Genomic DNA, 18893 nt, shown 5'->3' with positions numbered 1-18893 from the left:
CGCGACCGCCGCCGGCTGCGGCCGCGACGCCGCCACGCCCCCGGCGCCGCGTGCCCACGCCGACGCGACGAGCGAGGAGGCCGTCGCCACGCTCGGCGATGCACGCGTGCGTGCCAGCGTCGTACCCACCGCGCGCATCAGCGACGCCGTGGCGCGCCAGTACGGCATCGAGCCGGCGACGAATACGGTCCTGCTGCTGGTCGGCGTGCGAACCGGGCCGGAGATGAACGAAACGGCGCTGCCGGCGCAGGTCGCCGCCTCGGTGCAGGACCTGCGCGGCGTGTCGCAGCCGCTGGAACTGCGGCGCATCGACAACGGCACGCTGATCGACTACGTCGGCACCGCGCGCGTCGCGCCGCCCGACAGCCTGCGCTTCGATGTCGACGTGGTCCTCGAGGACGGCCGACGCACGCGACTGCGTTTCAGCCGCGACATCTTCCCGGAGTAGGGCCGCGACGATCAGCCCTGGCGGCGGCCCCAGTCCTGGATGTGGGCGGCGATCGCGCGCACCCCGTCGGTCAGCGCCGCCGGCCCGGGCTGCAGGATCAGCGGCGACTTGATTTCGTGCAGCTCGCCATCGCGGACGGCCGGGATCGCGTCCCAGCCCGGCCGCGTGGCGACCTTCCCGGGCTGGAACTTCTTGCCGCACCAGGAACCGAACACGATGTCGGGCGCGCGGCGCACCACCTCGCCCGGATCGGCGAGGATGCGCGCCTTGGCCAACGGCTCGGCCGCGCGCTCGGGGAAGATGTCGTCGCCGCCGGCGACGCGCACCAGCTCAGCCACCCAGCGGATGCCGGTGATCAGCGGTTCGTCCCACTCCTCGAAATAGACCCGCGGCCGGCGCGGCAGACGCGAGGCGTCTTCGGCAATGGCGTCGAGCCCGCGTGCGAGTTCGTCCGCCCAGGCCTGCGCGCGCGGACCGGTACCGACCATCGCGCCCAGGCGCCGGATGTAGTCGAGGATGCCTGCGACGCTGCGGTGGTTGCTGATCCAAACCTCCACGCCGCGGCCGATGAGTTCACTGGCGATCCCGGCCTGGATGTCGGAGAAGCCGACGACGAGGTCCGGCTCCAGGGCGAGGATCTCGTCGATCCGGGCGCGGGTGAAGGCGCTGACCTTCGGCTTTTCCCGGCGCGCGCGGGGCGGCCTGACGGTGAAGCCGCTGATGCCGACGATGCGATCCTGCTCGCCGAGCGCGTACAGGGTCTCGGTGGGTTCTTCGGTCAGGCAGACGATGCGGCGCGGGCCGAAACTCACGGATACAGCATCCGCTGCGACCAGTCGCCGACCGGGTCGCATTCGTAGAGCTGGCGTTCGTGCAGGCGGAAGTCCGCGCCGTACCAGAACTCGATCTTCTCCGGCCGCACCCGCAGGCCCGTCCAGCGCGCCGGCCGCGGGACCTCGCGTCCCTCGAACTCCCGCTCGACCTGCGCCAGGCGCTCGTCGAAGGTCTCGCGCGAATCCAGCGTCTCGGACTGCTTCGAGGCCCAGGCGCCCAGCTGGCTGCCCCGCGGGCGGGTGGCGAAGTAGGCATCGGCCTCTTCGTCGGAGACGCGCTCCACCGGCCCCTCGATCCGCACCTGCACGCCGTGGCGCACGCGCGGCCAGTGGAACAGCAGCGCGGCGTGTGGATTGCCTTGCAGTTCCAGGCCCTTGCGCCCGTCGAGATGGGTGTAGAACACGAAGCCGCGGGCGTCGTGCGCCTTCAGCAGCACCGTGCGCGCGGAGGGCCGCGCATCGCGGTCGGCGGTGGCCACGGTCATCGCGGTGGGGTCGGGCTCGCCGGCCGCGCGCGCCTCCTCGAACAGGGTGTCGAAGGTGGCCAGGGCATGTTCAAGCAGGTTCGACGCGCTCATCGGGGGCACCGGGGTCCAGGGACCCAAGAGCCTAACGCCGCCCCACGATCACGAACAGACCCGGGACCGTGGACGACGTCCGGGTTCACTCCACCACGAAGGTGATGCGCAGGTTCACACGCCACTCGGTGATGGTGCCATCGCCGGAGGTCACGACCTTGACTTCGTTGACCCAGGCGCCCCGGATGTTCTTGACCGATTCACTGCACTTCTTCAATCCGGTCTTGACCGCGTCCTCGACGCTGACCGGCGAGGCGGCGGTGAGTTCGATGACCTTGGCAACCGACATGGCGGACTCCCTGGGTTGGCCGGGCAGCAGCACCCGGACCCCCACGCTACGACGCAGCGCGTTAAACCCGCGCGACCGGGACGCCGCGCGGGGGCCTTGCCCTACAATCGGCGGATGAATCCGGCACGCAACCTGATCCTGGTCGGCCCGACCGGCGCGGGCAAGACCCATCTGGGACCGCCGCTGGCCGCGCACTTCGGCCTGCGCCTGCTCGACCTCGACGCGGCCATCGAAGCCGAGGCCGGGATGCGCGTGGCCGCGCTGTTCGACCGCGAGGGCGAGTCCGGTTTCCGCGCGCGCGAGCACGCCATGCTGCACACCCTGCTCGACGGCGTGGACATCGTGCTGGTGACCGGGGGCGGCGCGGTGCTGGACCCGCGCAATCGCGAGCGCATGCGCACCCGCGGTTTCGTCGTCCACCTGCAGGCGACGCCTGCGCAGCAACTGGCGCGCCTGCAGGGTGATCGCAGCCGGCCGCTGCTGGCACGCGCCGATCGCGAATCGGTGCTCGAGGCCATGGCCCGCGTGCGCAGCCCGCTGTATGCCGAGGTCGCCGACCTCGCCTTCGACACCGGCCGCTTCGATGCCGGCGACGCGGCGGCGGGGCTCATCGATGCCCTCGAGCCACTCTGGAAACGCAATGGAGTCCCCGCATGACGGCGATGCACACGGTCGAGATCGGCGGCGACGCCCCCTACGCGGTGCGCATCGCACCGGGCCTGCTGGACGACGGCGCCACGTTGCGCGCGCCCCTGCGCGGACGCCATGCGTTGCTGGTCAGCGACGCGAACGTGGCACCGCTGTACGCCGATCGCGTCGAGGCCGCGCTGCGCCGCGCACGCCCCGGGTTGGGCATCGCACGCTTCGTCATGCCCGCGGGCGAACACGAGAAGACGCTGGCGCGCTTCGGCGAGTGCCTGGATGCCCTTGCCGGCCTGGGTGCGACGCGCGACGCGGCGGTCATCGCCCTGGGCGGGGGCGTCATCGGCGACCTGGCCGGTTTCGCGGCGGCCTGCTGGATGCGCGGCATCGACGTGGTGCAACTGCCCACCACCCTGCTTGCCATGGTCGACTCGTCGGTGGGCGGCAAGACCGCCGTCGACCTGCCCAGCGGCAAGAACCTGGTGGGCGCCTTCCACCCTCCGCGCGCGGTGATCGCCGACACCACCGCGCTGCGCACCCTGCCCGACCGCGAACTGCGCGCGGGCCTGGCCGAAGTGGTCAAGTACGGCGCGATCTTCGATGCCGGCTTCCTGGACTGGCTGGAGTCGCGCGTCGACACCCTGCTGGCGCGCGACGACGCGGCCATCGCCGAGGCGGTCGCCCGCAGTTGCCGCTACAAGGCCGACGTGGTCGAACGCGACCCCTTCGAACATGGCGACCGCGCCCTGCTCAACTTCGGCCACACCTTCGGGCATGCGATCGAAACCGAGCAGGGCTATGCCGGCGCGACCGGCGATGGCCTCAACCACGGCGAAGCCGTCGCCGTGGGCATGGTCCTGGCCGCCCGCCTCTCGGCGCGCGAGGGGTTGGCGCCCGTCGCCGATGCCGACCGCCTGCAGGTGCTGCTGGAGCGCTTCGGCCTGCCCGTCGCGGTGCCGGCCGGGCTGGACCCGCACGCGCTACTGGCGCGCATGCGCCTGGACAAGAAGGCCGACGCACAGGGCCTGCGCTTCATCCTGTGGGACCGTGCCGGCGCCGCCCGCGTCGTCCGCGACGTGCCTGACGCGGCCGTGCTGGACGTGCTGGCCGGCTGATCGGCCCCGCCGACGGTGCCGATCCGGGCGGCATCGCCCGCGGCGGCCTGTCTCGGCGGCGGCTTGCGCACTACAATGGACGGTCATGCGCCTGCTACTGCAACAACGAGCCGACGGCGACGAGGCCCCCCGCTTCGTACAGCTGTTCCTGCAACCCGACCTGCTCGGGGGCTACACGCTCGTGCGCGAGTCCGGCCACATCGGCGGCCGCAGCAGCGTGCGGCGCGAGCAGTTCCTCGACCAGGACAGCGCGATGGCGGCGCTGGAGCGCGTGCGCGACCAGCAGATCAAGCGCGGTTTCCAGTTGATGTTCACCCAGGGCGCCCCCGCGCCTCGCTAGTTTTCGCCGCGCCCCCGCGCCCCCGCTAGTCCCGCCGCCCGCAGCACGCCGGTGCCGGCCCCAGCCCACGAGCCCTTCCATGTCCGCGACCCCCCTGAAGAACGACCGATTCCTACGCGCCCTGCGCCGCGAGCCCGTGGACCGGACGCCGGTCTGGCTGATGCGGCAGGCCGGCCGCTACCTGCCCGAGTATCGCGCCACGCGCGCCGAGGCCGGCAGCTTCCTGGCCCTGGCCAAGAACCCCGAGCTGGCCTGCGAAGTGACGCTGCAGCCGCTGCGCCGTTATCCGCTGGACGCGGCGATCCTGTTCTCGGACATCCTCACCGTTCCCGACGCCATGGGCCTGGGCCTGTATTTCGCCGAGGGCGAGGGTCCGAAGTTCACGAATCCCGTCCGCACGCCCGCGGACATCGCGCACCTGGCGGTACCGGACATGGACGGCGAATTGCGCTACGTGATGGACGCGGTCCGCACCATCCGCGCCGCGCTCGACGGCAGCGTGCCGCTGATCGGTTTCTCCGGCAGCCCCTGGACGTTGGCCTGCTACATGGTCGAAGGGGGCGGCAGCAAGGATTTCGCCCGGGTCAAGTCGCTCGCCCTCAACCACCCCGAGGCGATGCACCAGCTGCTCTCGGTCACGACCGACGCGGTGATCGCCTACCTGTCGGCCCAGCGCGCGGCCGGTGCGCAGGCGCTGCAGGTGTTCGACACCTGGGGCGGCGTGCTTTCGCCGCGCATGTACCGCGAGTTCTCGCTGCGCTACCTGCAACGCATCGCCAGCGAGCTCGAGCGCGGTGAAGGCAGCGACCGCACGCCGCTGATCCTGTTCGGCAAGGGCAACGCCGCCTACCTGGAAGACCTGGCGGCGACCGGCGCCGAAGGCGTGGGCGCCGACTGGCTGGTCGACCTGGGCGAGGCGGCCCGCCGCACCGGCGGCAAGGTCGCCGTGCAGGGCAACCTGGATCCGGTGACCCTGTATGCCACGCCCGATGCCATCCGCACCGAAGTCGGGCGTGCGCTCGACAGTTGGCGCGACGGCAACGGCGGGTCGCGCGAGGGCCACGTGTTCAACCTCGGCCACGGCATGTCGCCGGACATGGACCCCGACCACGTCGGTGTCCTGGTCGAGGCCGTGCATACGCTCAGCGCGCGCTGAGCGCCGGTCGGCCCCGTCGGCGGCCGACGACGGCCCTGTCCACATTCGGCGCCGCGCACGTTCGCGGCGCCGCGCCTGCCTCAGTGCCCGGCGTGTTCGGTGGCGGCGCCCTCGCCCGCCTCGGGAGCGGTCGCGCCCAGGCCCAGCACCTCGAACGCGACCTGGCGTTCGCCTGCATGCTCGAAGACCAGGGTCACATCGATGGCGTCGCCTTCGACGAAGGGCTGCACGGGCTGCATGAACATCAGGTGATAGCCACCGGGCTCGAGCACGACCTCGCCACCCGCGGGGATCACCAGCCCGTCGGTGAGCGGGCGCATCTGCATCATCCCGTCGACTTCGCGCATTTCATGGACATCCACGCTGTCGGCGGCCGGGCTGCTCAATGAGACGAGGCGATCGTCCCGGTCGCCGCGGTTGCGGATCGTCATGAAGCCGCCGCCTACGCGGGCGCCGGGCGGCATCGCGCGGCTCCAGGCCGCGCTCACGGTGATGCCCTGGTCCGCCGGGGCGGGCGCGGGGCGCGCGTCGGTGGTGGCATCGACCTCGGCCGTGGGCGCCTGGGGCGCCGCGCATGCCGCGAGCAGCAGGGCCGAGAGCAGGGATGCGGCAAAGAACGGGGTTTTCATGGGACCTCCTGGGTGTCGAACAAGGATAAGGGTTGCGGGATGCGGGTACCGTGCACGTGCAGCAGCACCAGCAGGACGTCCCGGGCCATGCAGCAGGCCGCGCCGATGGCGACCGGGCTCATTGCCATGCCCACTGCAGGCCGGCGTAGACCGACCGCCCGTCGCCCGGCAGGAACTGCGCCGAGTCCTGCCCGCCGGCGTCGGCGATCACGCCGGTGGTGGAAATCCACTTGCGGTCCGCCAGGTTGCGGGCGTCGACGAACCATGACGCCCCCGACCCGATATCGCCGCCCAGTTTCAGGCCCAGCAATGCGTAGCCCGGGGCGGTGAACGTGTTGGCATGGTCGATGTAGTAGTCCTGAGGCACCCATTCGACTTGGGGGGCCACGTGGAAGACCGGGCCCGGCGACCAGCGCAGGGCCATGCGCACTTGCTGGCGCGGCACCCCGGCCAGCGTGTTGTCGCCGTAAACCGGGTCGTGGTCGAAACGGAAGTCGTTCAACAGGTAGTTCGCCGACAGCTTCCAGCGATTTGCGAACGCCCAGTCCAGGCCCAGTTCCACGCCCTGATGGAGGGTGTGGTCGGCGTTGACGGTGCCCAGCGGGTTGCCGTCGCCATCGCTCAACGACAACAGTTCTTCCTCGACCCGCGCGCGATACACGGCCGCGTCCAGTGACAGGCCGGCTCGCTGGATGCGCATGCCCAGTTCGGCGGTCGTCGCGCGCTGGGCGTCGTTGCGGGTGACGTTCGGCCCGCCGGCCAGCTCGCCGAAGCTCGGCGGCTCCATGCTCCGGCTGAGGTTGCCGAAGAACTGCAGGCGCTCGTCGACGATGAAGCGCGTGCCCAGCTTGGGACTGAACCCGCTGTAGTCCTCGCGGAAACTCTCGTCTAAGGCGGTGACGAAGGTATCGCGAAGGTTGCGGACCGACTTCAGTCCCTGCGCCCCCATCACCAGCGTCCAGCGGTCGGTGAGCCAGGCCTGGTTCTCCAGGTAGGCCTTGGCGTTGCTGGCGTGCTGCGCGTAGCCGTTGGTGCGGGCACCGGCCGTGCCCCCGAGGTTCAGGAAGCGCGCATCGGTGGTGTCGCCTCGACCATAGGCGAGTCCGGCAACGAGTTCGTTCCGGTGTCCGGCGAGCGCGCCCGACGCCTGCCAGCGCAAGTCCATGCCGTAATCCCGCGTGTCCTGGCGCAGTACCTGGAAGATCGGGTGGTCCAGCGATTTGTCGGCATAGTAGAGCGACAGGCTGAGTTTGCGTCCGTCGCCAGGCGTCCATGCCAGCCTGCCCGCGACGCGGTCGAGACGGAAGTCGCGCTTCTGGTCGAGCACCACGCTGCCGGCCGCCGCCTGGCGCGGGTCGGCGTAGGCCTGCGCCCGCGTCAGGCTGCCCGGCAGCTGGGAGTCGGTGTCGACATGCGTGTAGTAAAGGCGGCCGTCGAGCGTGTCGTTGAAGCGGTAACCGGCATTGGCGAACAGGCGATAATTCTCTTGGACGGCATGGTCGCGGAATCCGTCCTGCTCGAACGCCGTCAGGCTGGCGTAGCCGTCGGCGTCTCCGCGGCTTCCGGCGGTCGCCACCTGCCCTCGCCTGTAGCCGGAACTGCCGGCTTCCATGCGGCCGGTCAGCGCGGCCGCGTCGTGGCCGGTGGGCGAGACGAAGTTGACCGCACCGCCCAGGGTGGCGGCGCCGTACTCCAGTGCGTTGGCGCCCCGGTAGACCTCGACATAGCGTGCCGACAGCGGCTCCACCGCCTGGAAATCGAAGCTGCCGTCGGCGAGGTTGAGGGGACTGCCGTCCTGCATCAGTTCGATCCCGCGGCCATGGAAGGTGCGTTGCAGGCCGGAGCCGCGAATGGACAGACGTGCTTCCTCGGCGCCGAAGCGCGATTGGATGAAGACACCGGGCGCATAGCCCAGCGCGTCGGCCATGGTGCTGGCACGACCGTCGCGGTAGGTGTCGGCATCGATGATGGCGGTGCCGCCAGCGCGTTGGGACAGGCGGTCGCGGGCTTGCTGGAGCGACTCGACGGTCGCCGGTCGCTCGCCACGCACCACTACCGTGTCCAGCGTGGCGGCACCGGGATCGTCGTCGCCGCCGGCAGCGGCAGGGCGGGAAACGAGGGAAAGGGAAAGACTCAGGCACACGGCCACGGCCATGCGCGACGCGCGCGGCGTCGCGGAAACGGGTATAGACATGAGGACTCCGGAAAGCACAAGATGCGCGGCCTGGTCGGCCACGCGGAACGGGTCGGGGCTTGTGTTTCAGAGGGCGATCGGTGGACCGCGCGAGCCGAGCCCGCAGGGATGCCGCTGCCAGCGACGCGCGGACGGCGCGGGCACTGTCGGGATGGCACGTTGCCCCTGAGGCCCGAGGATCGCCCAGCACAACGCGACGACGAGCAACGAGGCAAGCAGCGGACAGTAGTCGCAGTCGGCACCGGGATGCGCAGGCGTCCCCTTGCCGGAGTGCGCGCCGGCGCCCGCGTGCCCGGGTGCCGCAAGCGCATCCGGCAACGCGATGTACTGGATCCCGGCGACGGTGCAGATCGCCGTCCAGTGTGCATCCGCGCCGTTCGAGCCGTCGGTCTGCACCCGCGACTCCGCCAGGCGGCCGAACGTGGGCAGCAGCACCAGCAGCAGGGTGGCCACGAACGCCAACCTGAGCATGCCGGACTGGAAGGAGCGGGATCGGATCACGGCGGCGATGTTACTGGCTACGCGCATCGCGCGACATCTGGACGTCGCGCAGCGGACATGGCAGGCACGTCGATGCGGCCGATCTACTGCATGCCCTGCTGCCGGCCGCCGAGCACCCGCGACAGCGCGCCGGCCAGCATGCGACCGGTGAGGGGCTTGCGCAGGAACTGGTCGAAGCCGGCCTCCATCGATTCGACCTCGGCTTCGGCATCGGCACGCGCGGTGATCGCGACCAGCGGCATCCGCGCGCCCTGTTGGCGCAGCTGGCGCGCCAGGGCCAGGCCGTCCATCCCCGGCAGGTCGAGGTCGAGCAGCGCGACGTCGAACGGTGCCGCGGCGACCTCGCTCAGCCCCGCCAGGGCGTGGCCCACATGCACCACGCGATGGCCCTGCGCACGCAGCAGGCCGGCCATGACCTCGGCCACGGTGGGATCGTCCTCGACCAGCAGGATCCGCAGCGGCGGCAACGCCTCCGCTCCGGGCGTGGCCTGGACTGCCGGCGCCTCGCAGGCGGGCAGGGGCAGGATGACGTCGAAGCGCGCGCCACGGCCGGGCTCGCTGTCGACGTCGATGCGGCCCGACATCGCGACGGTCAACTCCTGGCAGATCGCCAGGCCCAGGCCACTGCCGCCGTAGCGCGCGGACGTGCGCACGCCTTCGGCCTGTTCGAAACGACGGAACAGGCGCGCGGTCTGTTCGCGGTTGAGGCCCGGCCCGGTGTCGTCGACGTGGAAGCAGATCGCCCCCTCTTCGGTTACGTCCACCCTCAGGCCGACGCGTCCGACGTCGGTGAACTTGATCGCATTGCCCAGCAGGTTGAGCAGGATCTGGCACACCCGCTTGCGATCGCCCCGGACCCAGGCCGGCACGTCCACGGTCACCTCCGCGGAGAACGCCAGCCCCTTGCGCAGCGCCATCGGCTCGCTGAGCGCCGCCACTTCGTGTACCAGCGCGTGCAGGTCGAAGGGCGCCGGCTCGAGCTCGAGCTTGCCCGATTCGATCCTCGACAGGTCCAGCGCGTCGTTGACCAGTCGCAACAGGTGTTCGCCGGCAGTGCGGATCGCCTCGGTGTAGGCACGCTGGCGCTCGTCCAGGCCGGTGTCGAGCAGCAGTTCGCTCATGCCCAGCACGCCGGTCATCGGCGTGCGTACTTCGTGGCCCAGGGTGGCCAGGAAACGGGTCTTCGCCAGCGAAGCCTGCTGGGCGACTTCGCGTTCGTGCTCGATGCGTTCGCGGCTGTGCTTCTGCCGCAGGCGGGCACGGTAGAGGTCGCTCGACCACCATGCGAGCAACGCCAGGAGGCCGGCGAAGCCCGCCCAGGCCGGCGGCGTCTGCCACCACGGCGGCAGGATCGTGAAGCGCAGCAACTTCTCCCCGGACGCGTTGCCCGCCGCGTCCTCGCCGCGCACGCGCAGCACGTGCTCGCCGGCCGCGAGGCCGGCGAGGATGCGCTCTCCCTGCGGGCCCTGCGCGACCCAGTCACGGTCGTAGCCGTCCAGGCGGCTGAAGTACCGGTTGGCGTCCGGATTCTCGTAGGCCAGCAGGCGGAAGCGCACGCGGAGTTCGCGGTCGCTGGACGGCAAGCCGGCGAGCATGCCTGCCGCGACCGGCGCCCACTCGCCGTCGCGGCGCACTTCGATCCGGTCCCAGTGCAGCGGCGGCCGCGAGGGCGCGGGATCCTCAGCGCGCGTGTCCACCAGCACCACCCCGCCGTCCTCGACCGCACCGGCGAACATGCCCTCGCCGGTCAGCACCGTGGAGTGGTCGACGAACTGCTGGCTGGTGAGGCCATCGGCCAGGCCGAAGCGGCGCACCTGGGTCCGCTCGGGATCCCATCGATACAGGCCGCGTGCCGTGGCCAGCCAGACCCGGCCGCGCGCGTCGACGTGCAGGCCCATGCCCTCGACCGCCGGGATGCCCTGCGCGCTGCCGACATCCGCGCGCAGTCGCCAGCGCCCGCCTTCGCGGCGGTAGTGGCTGAGGCCTGACAGGCGTTGGAGCCACAGCTCGTCGGGGCCGCGGAAGTCGAAGCCGTACACGCGCTCGCCGACGCGATCGGGCAAGGTCTGGAAACGCTCGCGTACCGGGTCCCACTGCATCAGGCCGTCGTCGCCGGCCACCCACAGGGCGCCGTCGCCATCGAAACCGATCGCCTCCAGGTCGCCGCCGCCCAGGCCGTTGTCGCCGCCTGCAGGGATCTCGGTCAGTACGCGGCCACTGTCGGTGTCGCGCTGCTGCACGCCGCCGCCGGAGCTCACCATCCACAGGCTGCCGTCGGGGGCGAGCTTCATCAGCGGGATCGCGCCGCCCAGGGTGGCGTCGCGCGGACTGTCGGGGGACCACTCGCGCACGCGGCCCTCGCCGTCGATCCTGAGCAGGCTGGCATGCACGCCCGCGGTGCCCAGCCACAGGTGGCCGCGGCGGTCCTCGACGATCGCGGTGGGACGCCAGTCGGACAAGGCGTCACGGATGTCTTCGTCGGTGGGATGCAGCAGGCCGACCGCGTCGAGGTGGTCGAGTTCGCCGCGCTCGCCCATCAACCACAGGCCGCCGTCGGCCGAGGGCACCATGCCCAGGTACAGCGAGCTGGTCAGGCCGTTCTCGCGCGAAAGCTGGATGGCGGTACGCCAGTCCGGCCGCAGGTAGCCCAGGCCACGGCCGGCGACCGGCATCCACAGGCCGCCATTGGCCTGGGCATGCAGTTGCTGGACAAGCCGCGTGGGGCCATGCGGGGCCAGCGCCGCGGGCACCGGCACGCGACCCGGCGCCACGTGCCAGATGCTGCGTTGGGTGCCCAGCCACAAGTGACCCTGGTGGTCGCCCACCACGCTCAGCACGGCGTTGGGCTTGGCGAACATGGGTGCCCACGGCAGGTCGCGCCATTCCCCCTCCGGCGTCCGCAGGTAAACACCGCTGGCGGCACCGACCCATACGCCGTCGTCGCGGGCGGTGACCGAATACACCAGGCCGTTCGGCGCATCGCCCGGCAGGGCGATGCGTTCGAAGCGCGCGCCGTCCCATGCGGCGAGGCCGGCGAGCGAGCCGATCCACAGCACGCCCCGTGCATCGAAGGCCAGCGAGGTGATGGTTTCCGAGGGCAGGCTGCCGGGGTCGCCCTCGCGTGGCATGAAGCGTTCGATCGTTCCGTCGGCGGACAGGCGATGCAGGCCGCCACCATAGGTGCCGAACCACACGTCCTCGCCACGACTGGCGATGGCGAACACATCGTCGCTGCCCATCGCCGGGGCGTCGGCCATGCGGTAGTGCCGGAACCGCGCGCGGGCGGCGTCCAGCATGCTCAGGCCGCGCGCCTCGACCGCGGCCCAGACGCGGTCCTGGCCATCGATGTGGACCGCCGTGATCAGGTTGCCGGGCAATGAGCCGGGCTCGGCCGGATCGTGCCGCCAGACCTGCATGCCGCTGCCGTCGTAGCGCGCCAGGCCGTCGGTGGTCGCGACCCAGATGTAGCCCTGGCGGTCCTCGGTGATACCGTTGATGTAGGTCGAGGGCAGGCCCCGTTCCACGCCGATCAGCTGCGGACGCGGGACGTCGGGCATCGCCGCCCCGGCCGGGGCGGTCCACGCCGACCACAGGGCCAGCGCGCCGACGATGGCGCCGCCCACCCTTCCCCGCCACGTCCACTGTCCCTGGCCCACAGCCTGCCTCCTGGCGCTGGCGACGAATCCGCCCCGCGGCCCGGAAAATACCGCAATCGCCGCCAGGTTGCCCACGCGGCTGCAACACTGCGTCGCTCCACGATCACGAAGCGGCGCGCCGGGATTGCTATGGTGTGCGCACCCGACCCAGCCGCCGGACCCGCCCATGCGACTCACGCCCGCCCTCGCCTTCGCAGTCCTGCTGGCACCGCTCGCGTCGCCCGCGGGAGAGCCCGCGGCGTACGCCCTGGATCCGGTCCACACGCGCGTGCTGGTGGCGGTCGGCCACGCCGGCTTCTCGCAGGCGTTGGGCACCGTGTCGGGCAGCGAAGGCGCCCTGTTGTTCGATCCCGGGGACTGGCGCAGCGCGCGACTGGAGGTGCGCGTGCCGCTGGCCCGCCTGGATTTCGGCGACGCGGACTGGAATCGCGCCGTCGCCGCCCGCAACCTGCTCGATACGACCCGCTACCCGGAGGCCCGGTTCAGCAGCGAGCGCGTCGAGCCGGTCGACGCCACGCATGCGCGCGTCTGCGGCACCCTGCAATTGCATGGCGTCGCCCGCCCGCAATGCCTGGACGTGACCCTCAATGCCATCGAGCGCCATCCGATGCCGCCCTTCCGCCGCACCGCCGGCTTCTCGGCCACCGCGCAGCTGAGCCGCGCCGACTTCGGCATCGACGCCTGGACGTCGGTCATCGGCGATACCGTGAGCCTGCGGATCGAAGCCGAGGCCGTGCGCGACGATGACGCCCGCGCGGCGTTCGAGCCGGCGCCGGCGCCTGGCGCGGATGTAACCCCCGCGACCCCGGACGCGAACGAGGCCATGGAAGCCGCCGCCGCGGCCGCGCTGGAAGCGGCGGCGAGCGACGACCCCTCCCTGGACGATGCCGACGACGGCGACGTCCCACCACCCCGCCCGGAGCCCCTGCCATGAGCCTGAAGAACACCGTCGACCGTTGGGGTCCGGTCAGCCAGTTCCTGCACTGGCTGATCATGTTGCTGATCCTGGGCTTGGCCATCGTCGGCCTCTCGCTCGATTCGCTGCCGCGATCGCCCAAGTACTTCTGGGTGTACGACCTGCACAAGTCCGTCGGCCTGACGGTGCTGGTGCTGGTCGTGCTGCGCCTGGCCTGGCGCCTCTACGCCGGCAGCCCGCGCCCGGTGGCCGGCACGCCGGCGTGGCAGGCGGCGATCGCGGGCGCCACGCACTGGGTGCTGTACGGCCTGATCCTGGCCATGCCGCTGTCGGGCTGGCTGTACGACTCGGCCAGCGGCCTGCGCCCGCTGCGCTGGTTCGGCATGGCCGAGGTGCCCAAGCTCAGCGCGCCCGACCCGGGCATCCGCGACTTCGCCCACGAGGCCCACGAATGGTTGTTCTGGGTGCTGGTGGCGCTGGTCGCGCTGCATGTCGGCGCGGCCTTCTACCACCACATCTTCCAGCGCGACGACACGCTCAAGCGCATGCTGCCGCGTCGCCGAGGCACCTGACCCGACCCGCTCCCACCGAGACCCACGCCATGTCCTTCACCCAACGCTCCGCCCAAGCACTGGCCGCATTGCTCCTGGCGTTCGCGGCCCTGCCGGCCATCGCCGCCGACTACGTCCAGGCGCCCGGCTCGGCGCTCACCTTCGCCAGCAAGTACCAGGGCGAGATATTCGTCGGGCGGTTCCCGGACTTCCGCACCACGCTGTCGTTCGATCCCGCCGATCCGGCGTCGGGCAGGCTGGACGTGGCGATTCCGCTGGCCACCGCCAGCACGAAGAACCCCGAGCGCGACGAGACCTTGATTGGCGAGGACTTCTTCTTCGCCAGCAAGTTTCCCCAGGCGCGCTTCCAGGCCAGCGGCTTCCGCGCGCTCGACGACGGCCGCTACGCCGCCGACGGCACGCTGAGCCTGCGCGGGATCAGCAAGCCGGTGACCCTGACCTTCGAATGGACGCCGGGACCTGCCCCGGTACTGGCCGGCAAGGCCACCGTGCCGCGCCTGGCCTTCGGCGTCGGCGCGGGCGATTGGGCGGACGTCGCCGAACTCCCCGACGAGGTGGCAGTCAGCACCCGCGTGGTGTTCCGACCCGCGCCCTGAACCGCCTCAGCGCGCCAGCCAGGCGCGCACGCCGGCGGCGTCGAACGGCCAATCCAGGTCCGGGCGCCTGCCGCTGGCATCGGACAGGACCGGCACGCGCAGGCCGTAGCGCGCCTCGAGGGCGTCGTCGTCGTCGATGAAGACGCTCTCGAACTCCGGGAGGCCCGCCGCCGCGAGCACGTCCAGCGCGAGGTCGCACAGGTGGCAGTCGTCGCGCTGGAACAGCACGAAACCGGGCGTGGACAGGGGCGATCCGGGCATCTTCAATCCGGTGGAGTATTCAACTCCGCGGCGGGCGGGGCCGTAGAATAGCGCCTCGCCCCGCCTGCCATCCCTCGCGGGGACAATCCGGAGTTGTACAACATGGCTGTCAGCTGTTTCGACCTGTTCAAGATCGGCATCGGGCCGAGTTCCTCGCACACCGTCGGCCCCATGCGCGCCGCCGCCCGCTTCATCGAACGTTGGCTCATCGACAACGGCGACCTCGACAGGACCGCGCGCCTGCGCGCCGAAGTATTCGGCTCGCTGGCGCTGACCGGCCGTGGCCACGGCACCGACAAGGCGGTGCTGATGGGCCTGGAGGGCCACTGGCCGAACGAGATCGACCCCGACATCATCCCCGCGGCGCTCGAGCGCATCCGCGGCAGCAAGCGCATCCGCCTGTTCGGCCGCCACGAGATCGACTTCGACGAGAAGCACGACCTCATCATGAACAAGCGCCAGAAGCTGCCGTTCCACACCAACGGAATGCGCTTCACCGCCTACGACGGCGCCGGCGAGGTGATCGCCACGCGCGACTACTACTCCGTCGGCGGGGGCTTCGTGGTCAACCAGGACGAAGCGGCCGAGGACCGCATCGTCGCCGACACCACGCAGGTGCCCCATCCCTTCGCGTCCGGCGACGAGCTCATCCGTCGCGCCACCGAAAGCGGGCTGGGCATCGCCGGCCTGATGTACGCCAACGAAGAGGTCTGGCGCAGCCGCGAGGAGATCGACGCCGGCCTGGACGAGATCTGGGAGGCGATGCAGTCCTGCGTACGCCGCGGCATCCGCGAGACCGGGACCCTGCCCGGCGGGCTGCATGTCTCCCGACGTGCGCCCTGCCTGTACCAGGACCTGTCGTCGCGGCCCGAAGCCGGCATGCGCGATCCCCTGACCACGCTCGACTGGGTCAACCTCTATGCGCTGGCGGTCAACGAGGAGAACGCCGCCGGCGGTCGCGTGGTCACCGCGCCCACGAACGGCGCGGCGGGCATCATCCCCTCGGTGCTGCACTACTACGACCGCTTCATCCCGGGCAGCAATCCGCAGGGCGTGCGCGACTTCCTGCTGACCGCGGCCGCGGTGGGCATCCTCTACAAGGAGAACGCGAGCATTTCAGGCGCCGAGGTCGGCTGCCAGGGCGAGGTAGGCGTGGCCTGCTCGATGGCGGCCGCGGGCCTGACCGCGGCGCTGGGCGGCTCGCCCAGCCGCATCGAGAACGCCGCCGAGATCGGGATGGAGCACAACCTCGGCCTGACCTGCGACCCGATCGGCGGCCTGGTGCAGATCCCCTGCATCGAGCGCAATGCGATGGGCGCGGTCAAGGCGCTGAACGCCAGCCGGATGGCGATGCGCGGCGACGGCAAGCACAAGGTGAGCCTGGACAAGGTCATCAAGACCATGCGCGACACCGGGCGCGACATGCGCGACAAGTACAAGGAAACCTCGCGCGGCGGCCTCGCGGTCAACGTCATCGAGTGCTGACGGGCAAGGCCAGCCTCACGCCCCCACGCCCGGTCCAGACCGGGCGTTTGCGTATCGGCCTGCACGGAAATGGCCCCGACTGGTGCCGGCGGATGCAATTGTCTCGCTGCAGCGCACAAAAAGACATAAAAATGTCTTGAAATGACATGCATATATGTGAACCAAGGCGCAAAGCCTTGAACACCGGATTGACAACGATATCTTTCCGCGACCAACCTCGGCGCCACAGGGGCTGAGATTGTGAATGCGTGTCACACACGCGCGGATCTCCACCGGGTACCACGACGCGCTTGCGCGCAGGCGGTCCCGCGGGCCCCGCATTGCAGTCGAAGCACCGACACGAGGAGGCCCGAGCCTCCCATGCCGTAACCGAAGGCACCGCCTTCGCTTCAGATGGACCCGAGGGGAGTTGCGCCGGTCTTGCAGCACCGGCACGTCCGCACCGCACCCGTTTCTATGGAGAGAAGTCATGAACCCGCTTGAGAAAGCAATGCGCCCCGGGAGCCTGCTGGTCTGCATGCTCGCCGCCCTGGCGCTCGCGCCCACGCAGGCCAGCGCCGCGTCCTGCGCCGCCGTCCCCGTCTGGAACCCGAGCACCGTCTACAACCCCGGCGACCAGTTGCAGTACCAGAACCGTCTTTACAAGGCCAACATCCCGATCTGGAACGCGCCCCCCACCCACTGCACGACCTGCGGCTGGTACGAGGATCTCGGCGAGTGCGGCAGCGGCCCCAACCCGAACCTGCCGCCGTCGGTGTCCCTGACCGCCCCCACCGCGGGCTCCAGCCACCCGGCCGGCAGCAACATCACCGTCTCGGCCAACGCCAGCGACAGCGACGGCGCGATCGCTTCGGTGCAGTTCTTCCGCGGCACCACGTCGCTGGGCACCGATTCCAGCGCGCCCTACAGCGTGACCTGGAGCAATGCGGCGGCCGGCAACTACTCGCTCAAGGCGGTGGCCACCGACGACGACGGCGCCACCACCACCTCCAGCGCGATCACCGTGACGGTCACCAGCACCAACCCGCCGACCGATACCACCGCCCCGAGCGTCCCGACCGGGCTCGCTTCGGGCAGCCAGACCACCACCAGCATCAGCCTGGGCTGGAGTGCGTCCAGCGACAACGCCGGCGGCAGCGGCGTGGCCGGCTATGACGTCTACCGCAACGGCAGCCTGGTCGGCTCGCCCGCCCAGCCCGGCTATACCGACACCGGCCTGAGCCCCGGCACCAGCTACAGCTACCGCGTGCGCGCCCGCGACAACGCCGGGAACGCCTCGGCCCAGGGCAGCGCGATCAGCGTATCGACCCGGACCGGCACCACGCCGCCCGGCGGCGGCAAGAACGTGATCGGCTACTTCACCCAGTGGGGCATCTACGGCCGCAACTACCTCGTCAAGGACATCGACACCAGCGGCGCCGCCGCGCGGCTGACGCACATCAACTATGCGTTCGGCAACGTGCGCAACAACCGCTGCGAAGTCGGCAGGACCATCCCGTCCAACCCCAACACCGGCGAAGGCGGCGATGCGTTCGCCGATTACACCAAGTCGTTCGCCGCCGGACAGAGCGTGGACGGCGTGGGCGACACCTGGGACCAGCCGCTGCGCGGCAACTGGAACCAGCTCAAGGAGCTCAAGGCCAAGCATCCGGGCCTGAAGGTGCTGATCTCGCTGGGTGGCTGGACGTGGTCGCGCCAGTTCGCCGAGGCCGCCAAGCCCGCCAACCGCCAGGCCTTCGTGGCGTCCTGCATCGATGCCTACATCAAGGGCAACCTGCCGGTCACCGACGGTGCCGGTGGTCCCGGCGCGGCACTGGGCGTGTTCGACGGCATCGACCTCGATTGGGAGTATCCGGCGTCCTGCGGCCTGACCTGCGGCACGCCCGAGGAGAGCGCCAACTTCACCGCGCTGCTCGCCGAGTTCCGGCGCCAGCTGGACGCGCAACGCCCCGGGCTGCTGCTCACCATCGCCGCGGGCGCTGGCGTGGACAAGGTGCGCGTCACCGACCCGGGCAGCTACCACCAGTATCTGGACTTCATCAACGTGATGACCTACGACTTCCACGGTACGTGGAATCCGCAGACCAACCATCACTCGGCCCTGTTCGACTCGCCCGCCGACCCGTCCACGGGCGACCAGGCGATGTACAACAGCAACGATGCGATCGAAGCCTTCCTGAGCCGGGGCGTCCCCGCGTCCAAGCTCAACCTGGGCATCGGCTACTACGGCCGCGGCTGGACGAACGTCCCCAACGTCAACAACGGCCTCTACCAGAGCGGTACCGCGGCACCGGGAACGTATGAAGCCGGCAACGAGGACTGGAAGGTCATCAAGAACAAGCCGGGCACGATCTACACCGACGCCAACGCGCGCGCGACGTGGAAGTACGACGGCAACACGTTCTGGAGCTACGACACGCCGGCGATGATCACCGAGAAGATGAACTACGTGAAGGCCCAGTCGCTGGGTGGCGCGTTCTTCTGGGAGTTCAGCGGCGACGATGCCCAGGGCACGCTGACCAGGACCATCAGCGAGGGGCTCGACTGAGCACCGCCGTGACCCCGGACGTCGCGCCTGCGACGGCCGGGGATTCTTTCACCGCGCCGGCCCTCAGGTCGGCGCGGCTCTGGAGCGCCGGTTACCCCCTCGGGGCCGGCGCTCCGTTTTGTCCCCCAGGCCGG

At 70.7% G+C, this 18893-nt stretch carries 19 protein-coding genes; 10 read left to right on the top strand and 9 right to left on the bottom strand.

What is annotated here, in order from left to right; translation table 11 throughout:
* A partial coding sequence (locus tag FKV25_RS04690; protein WP_141517640.1) for a DUF4426 domain-containing protein occupies positions 1 to 448 on the top strand: 448 nt, incomplete at its 5' end.
* Between the two features lie 11 nt (positions 449 to 459).
* Here FKV25_RS04690 and FKV25_RS04685 read toward each other — a convergent pair.
* The 3 genes from FKV25_RS04685 to FKV25_RS04675 all read right to left on the bottom strand — a co-directional run bounded on the left by FKV25_RS04685 (position 460) and on the right by FKV25_RS04675 (position 2148).
* Positions 460 to 1260 (bottom strand): cobalamin-binding protein, encoded by an 801-nt coding sequence (locus FKV25_RS04685; protein WP_425462608.1) that lies wholly within the window; start codon positions 1258 to 1260, stop codon positions 460 to 462.
* Positions 1257 to 1859, bottom strand: coding sequence for a pyridoxamine 5'-phosphate oxidase (pdxH, locus tag FKV25_RS04680; RefSeq protein WP_141517638.1), 603 nt, complete (start codon positions 1857 to 1859; stop codon positions 1257 to 1259). The genes FKV25_RS04685 and pdxH overlap by 4 nt, the downstream gene beginning before the upstream one ends.
* Positions 1860 to 1944: 85 nt before the next feature.
* The gene (locus tag FKV25_RS04675; protein ID WP_141517637.1) at positions 1945 to 2148 is read right to left on the bottom strand and encodes a dodecin family protein; all 204 of its coding nucleotides are present in this window, start codon (positions 2146 to 2148) and stop codon (positions 1945 to 1947) included.
* 114 nt (positions 2149 to 2262) lie between these two features.
* On the opposite strand from FKV25_RS04675, the gene FKV25_RS04670 reads away from it, so the two are divergent.
* From FKV25_RS04670 to hemE, 4 genes are all read left to right on the top strand, one after another.
* Positions 2263 to 2805, top strand: a complete 543-nt coding sequence (locus tag FKV25_RS04670) for a shikimate kinase (RefSeq protein WP_141517636.1) — start codon at positions 2263 to 2265, stop codon at positions 2803 to 2805.
* Positions 2802 to 3905 (top strand): 3-dehydroquinate synthase, encoded by a 1104-nt coding sequence (gene aroB, locus FKV25_RS04665; RefSeq protein WP_141517635.1) that lies wholly within the window; start codon positions 2802 to 2804, stop codon positions 3903 to 3905. The genes FKV25_RS04670 and aroB overlap by 4 nt, the downstream gene beginning before the upstream one ends.
* 85 nt (positions 3906 to 3990) lie before the next feature.
* Complete coding sequence (locus FKV25_RS04660; RefSeq protein WP_141517634.1) at positions 3991 to 4245, top strand: WGR domain-containing protein; 255 nt, start codon at positions 3991 to 3993, stop codon at positions 4243 to 4245.
* Positions 4246 to 4324: 79 nt separating this feature from the next.
* On the top strand, positions 4325 to 5401 hold the full coding sequence (hemE, locus tag FKV25_RS04655) for a uroporphyrinogen decarboxylase (RefSeq protein WP_141517633.1): 1077 nt from the start codon (positions 4325 to 4327) through the stop codon (positions 5399 to 5401).
* Positions 5402 to 5481: 80 nt separating this feature from the next.
* Here the strand turns inward: hemE and FKV25_RS04650 are convergent, their stop codons facing one another.
* The 5 genes from FKV25_RS04650 to FKV25_RS04635 all read right to left on the bottom strand — a co-directional run bounded on the left by FKV25_RS04650 (position 5482) and on the right by FKV25_RS04635 (position 12348).
* Positions 5482 to 6030: a copper chaperone PCu(A)C gene (locus tag FKV25_RS04650; protein ID WP_141517632.1), complete on the bottom strand. Its 549-nt coding sequence runs from the start codon at positions 6028 to 6030 to the stop codon at positions 5482 to 5484.
* Positions 6027 to 6158, bottom strand: a complete 132-nt coding sequence (locus tag FKV25_RS16565; protein ID WP_281286208.1) for a hypothetical protein — start codon at positions 6156 to 6158, stop codon at positions 6027 to 6029. The genes FKV25_RS04650 and FKV25_RS16565 overlap by 4 nt, the downstream gene beginning before the upstream one ends.
* The gene (locus FKV25_RS04645; protein ID WP_141517631.1) at positions 6149 to 8224 is read right to left on the bottom strand and encodes a TonB-dependent receptor family protein; all 2076 of its coding nucleotides are present in this window, start codon (positions 8222 to 8224) and stop codon (positions 6149 to 6151) included. The genes FKV25_RS16565 and FKV25_RS04645 overlap by 10 nt, the downstream gene beginning before the upstream one ends.
* A gap of 66 nt (positions 8225 to 8290) precedes the next feature.
* Positions 8291 to 8752, bottom strand: coding sequence for a DUF2946 family protein (locus FKV25_RS04640; RefSeq protein WP_141517630.1), 462 nt, complete (start codon positions 8750 to 8752; stop codon positions 8291 to 8293).
* Between the two features lie 56 nt (positions 8753 to 8808).
* The gene (locus FKV25_RS04635; RefSeq protein WP_170218530.1) at positions 8809 to 12348 is read right to left on the bottom strand and encodes a hybrid sensor histidine kinase/response regulator; all 3540 of its coding nucleotides are present in this window, start codon (positions 12346 to 12348) and stop codon (positions 8809 to 8811) included.
* A 199-nt stretch (positions 12349 to 12547) separates the two neighbouring features.
* On the opposite strand from FKV25_RS04635, the gene FKV25_RS04630 reads away from it, so the two are divergent.
* Genes FKV25_RS04630 through FKV25_RS04620 form a run of 3 tightly spaced genes read left to right on the top strand, consistent with a single transcriptional unit; the run spans position 12548 to position 14465 of the window.
* Positions 12548 to 13315: a YceI family protein gene (locus FKV25_RS04630; RefSeq protein ID WP_141517628.1), complete on the top strand. Its 768-nt coding sequence runs from the start codon at positions 12548 to 12550 to the stop codon at positions 13313 to 13315.
* A complete protein-coding gene (locus FKV25_RS04625; RefSeq protein ID WP_141517627.1) occupies positions 13312 to 13869 on the top strand; it encodes a cytochrome b in 558 nt (185 codons plus the stop codon). The genes FKV25_RS04630 and FKV25_RS04625 overlap by 4 nt, the downstream gene beginning before the upstream one ends.
* Before the next feature lie 29 nt (positions 13870 to 13898).
* Positions 13899 to 14465: a YceI family protein gene (locus FKV25_RS04620; RefSeq protein WP_141517626.1), complete on the top strand. Its 567-nt coding sequence runs from the start codon at positions 13899 to 13901 to the stop codon at positions 14463 to 14465.
* Positions 14466 to 14471: 6 nt separating this feature from the next.
* Here FKV25_RS04620 and FKV25_RS04615 read toward each other — a convergent pair whose 3' ends face one another.
* Positions 14472 to 14726 (bottom strand): glutaredoxin family protein, encoded by a 255-nt coding sequence (locus FKV25_RS04615; RefSeq protein WP_141517625.1) that lies wholly within the window; start codon positions 14724 to 14726, stop codon positions 14472 to 14474.
* 102 nt (positions 14727 to 14828) lie between these two features.
* Between FKV25_RS04615 and FKV25_RS04610 the strand changes: the two genes are divergently transcribed.
* The gene (locus FKV25_RS04610; protein WP_141517624.1) at positions 14829 to 16211 is read left to right on the top strand and encodes an L-serine ammonia-lyase; all 1383 of its coding nucleotides are present in this window, start codon (positions 14829 to 14831) and stop codon (positions 16209 to 16211) included.
* Positions 16212 to 16680: 469 nt separating this feature from the next.
* Positions 16681 to 18759, top strand: a complete 2079-nt coding sequence (locus tag FKV25_RS16615; RefSeq protein WP_425462607.1) for a glycosyl hydrolase family 18 protein — start codon at positions 16681 to 16683, stop codon at positions 18757 to 18759.
* The last annotated feature ends 134 nt before the right edge of the window (positions 18760 to 18893 follow it).

This window comes from Marilutibacter aestuarii (genome assembly GCF_006546775.1).
In the GTDB taxonomy this organism is placed as follows: domain Bacteria; phylum Pseudomonadota; class Gammaproteobacteria; order Xanthomonadales; family Xanthomonadaceae; genus Marilutibacter; species Marilutibacter aestuarii.
This window is presented reverse-complemented; position numbering and strand designations above follow the sequence as displayed.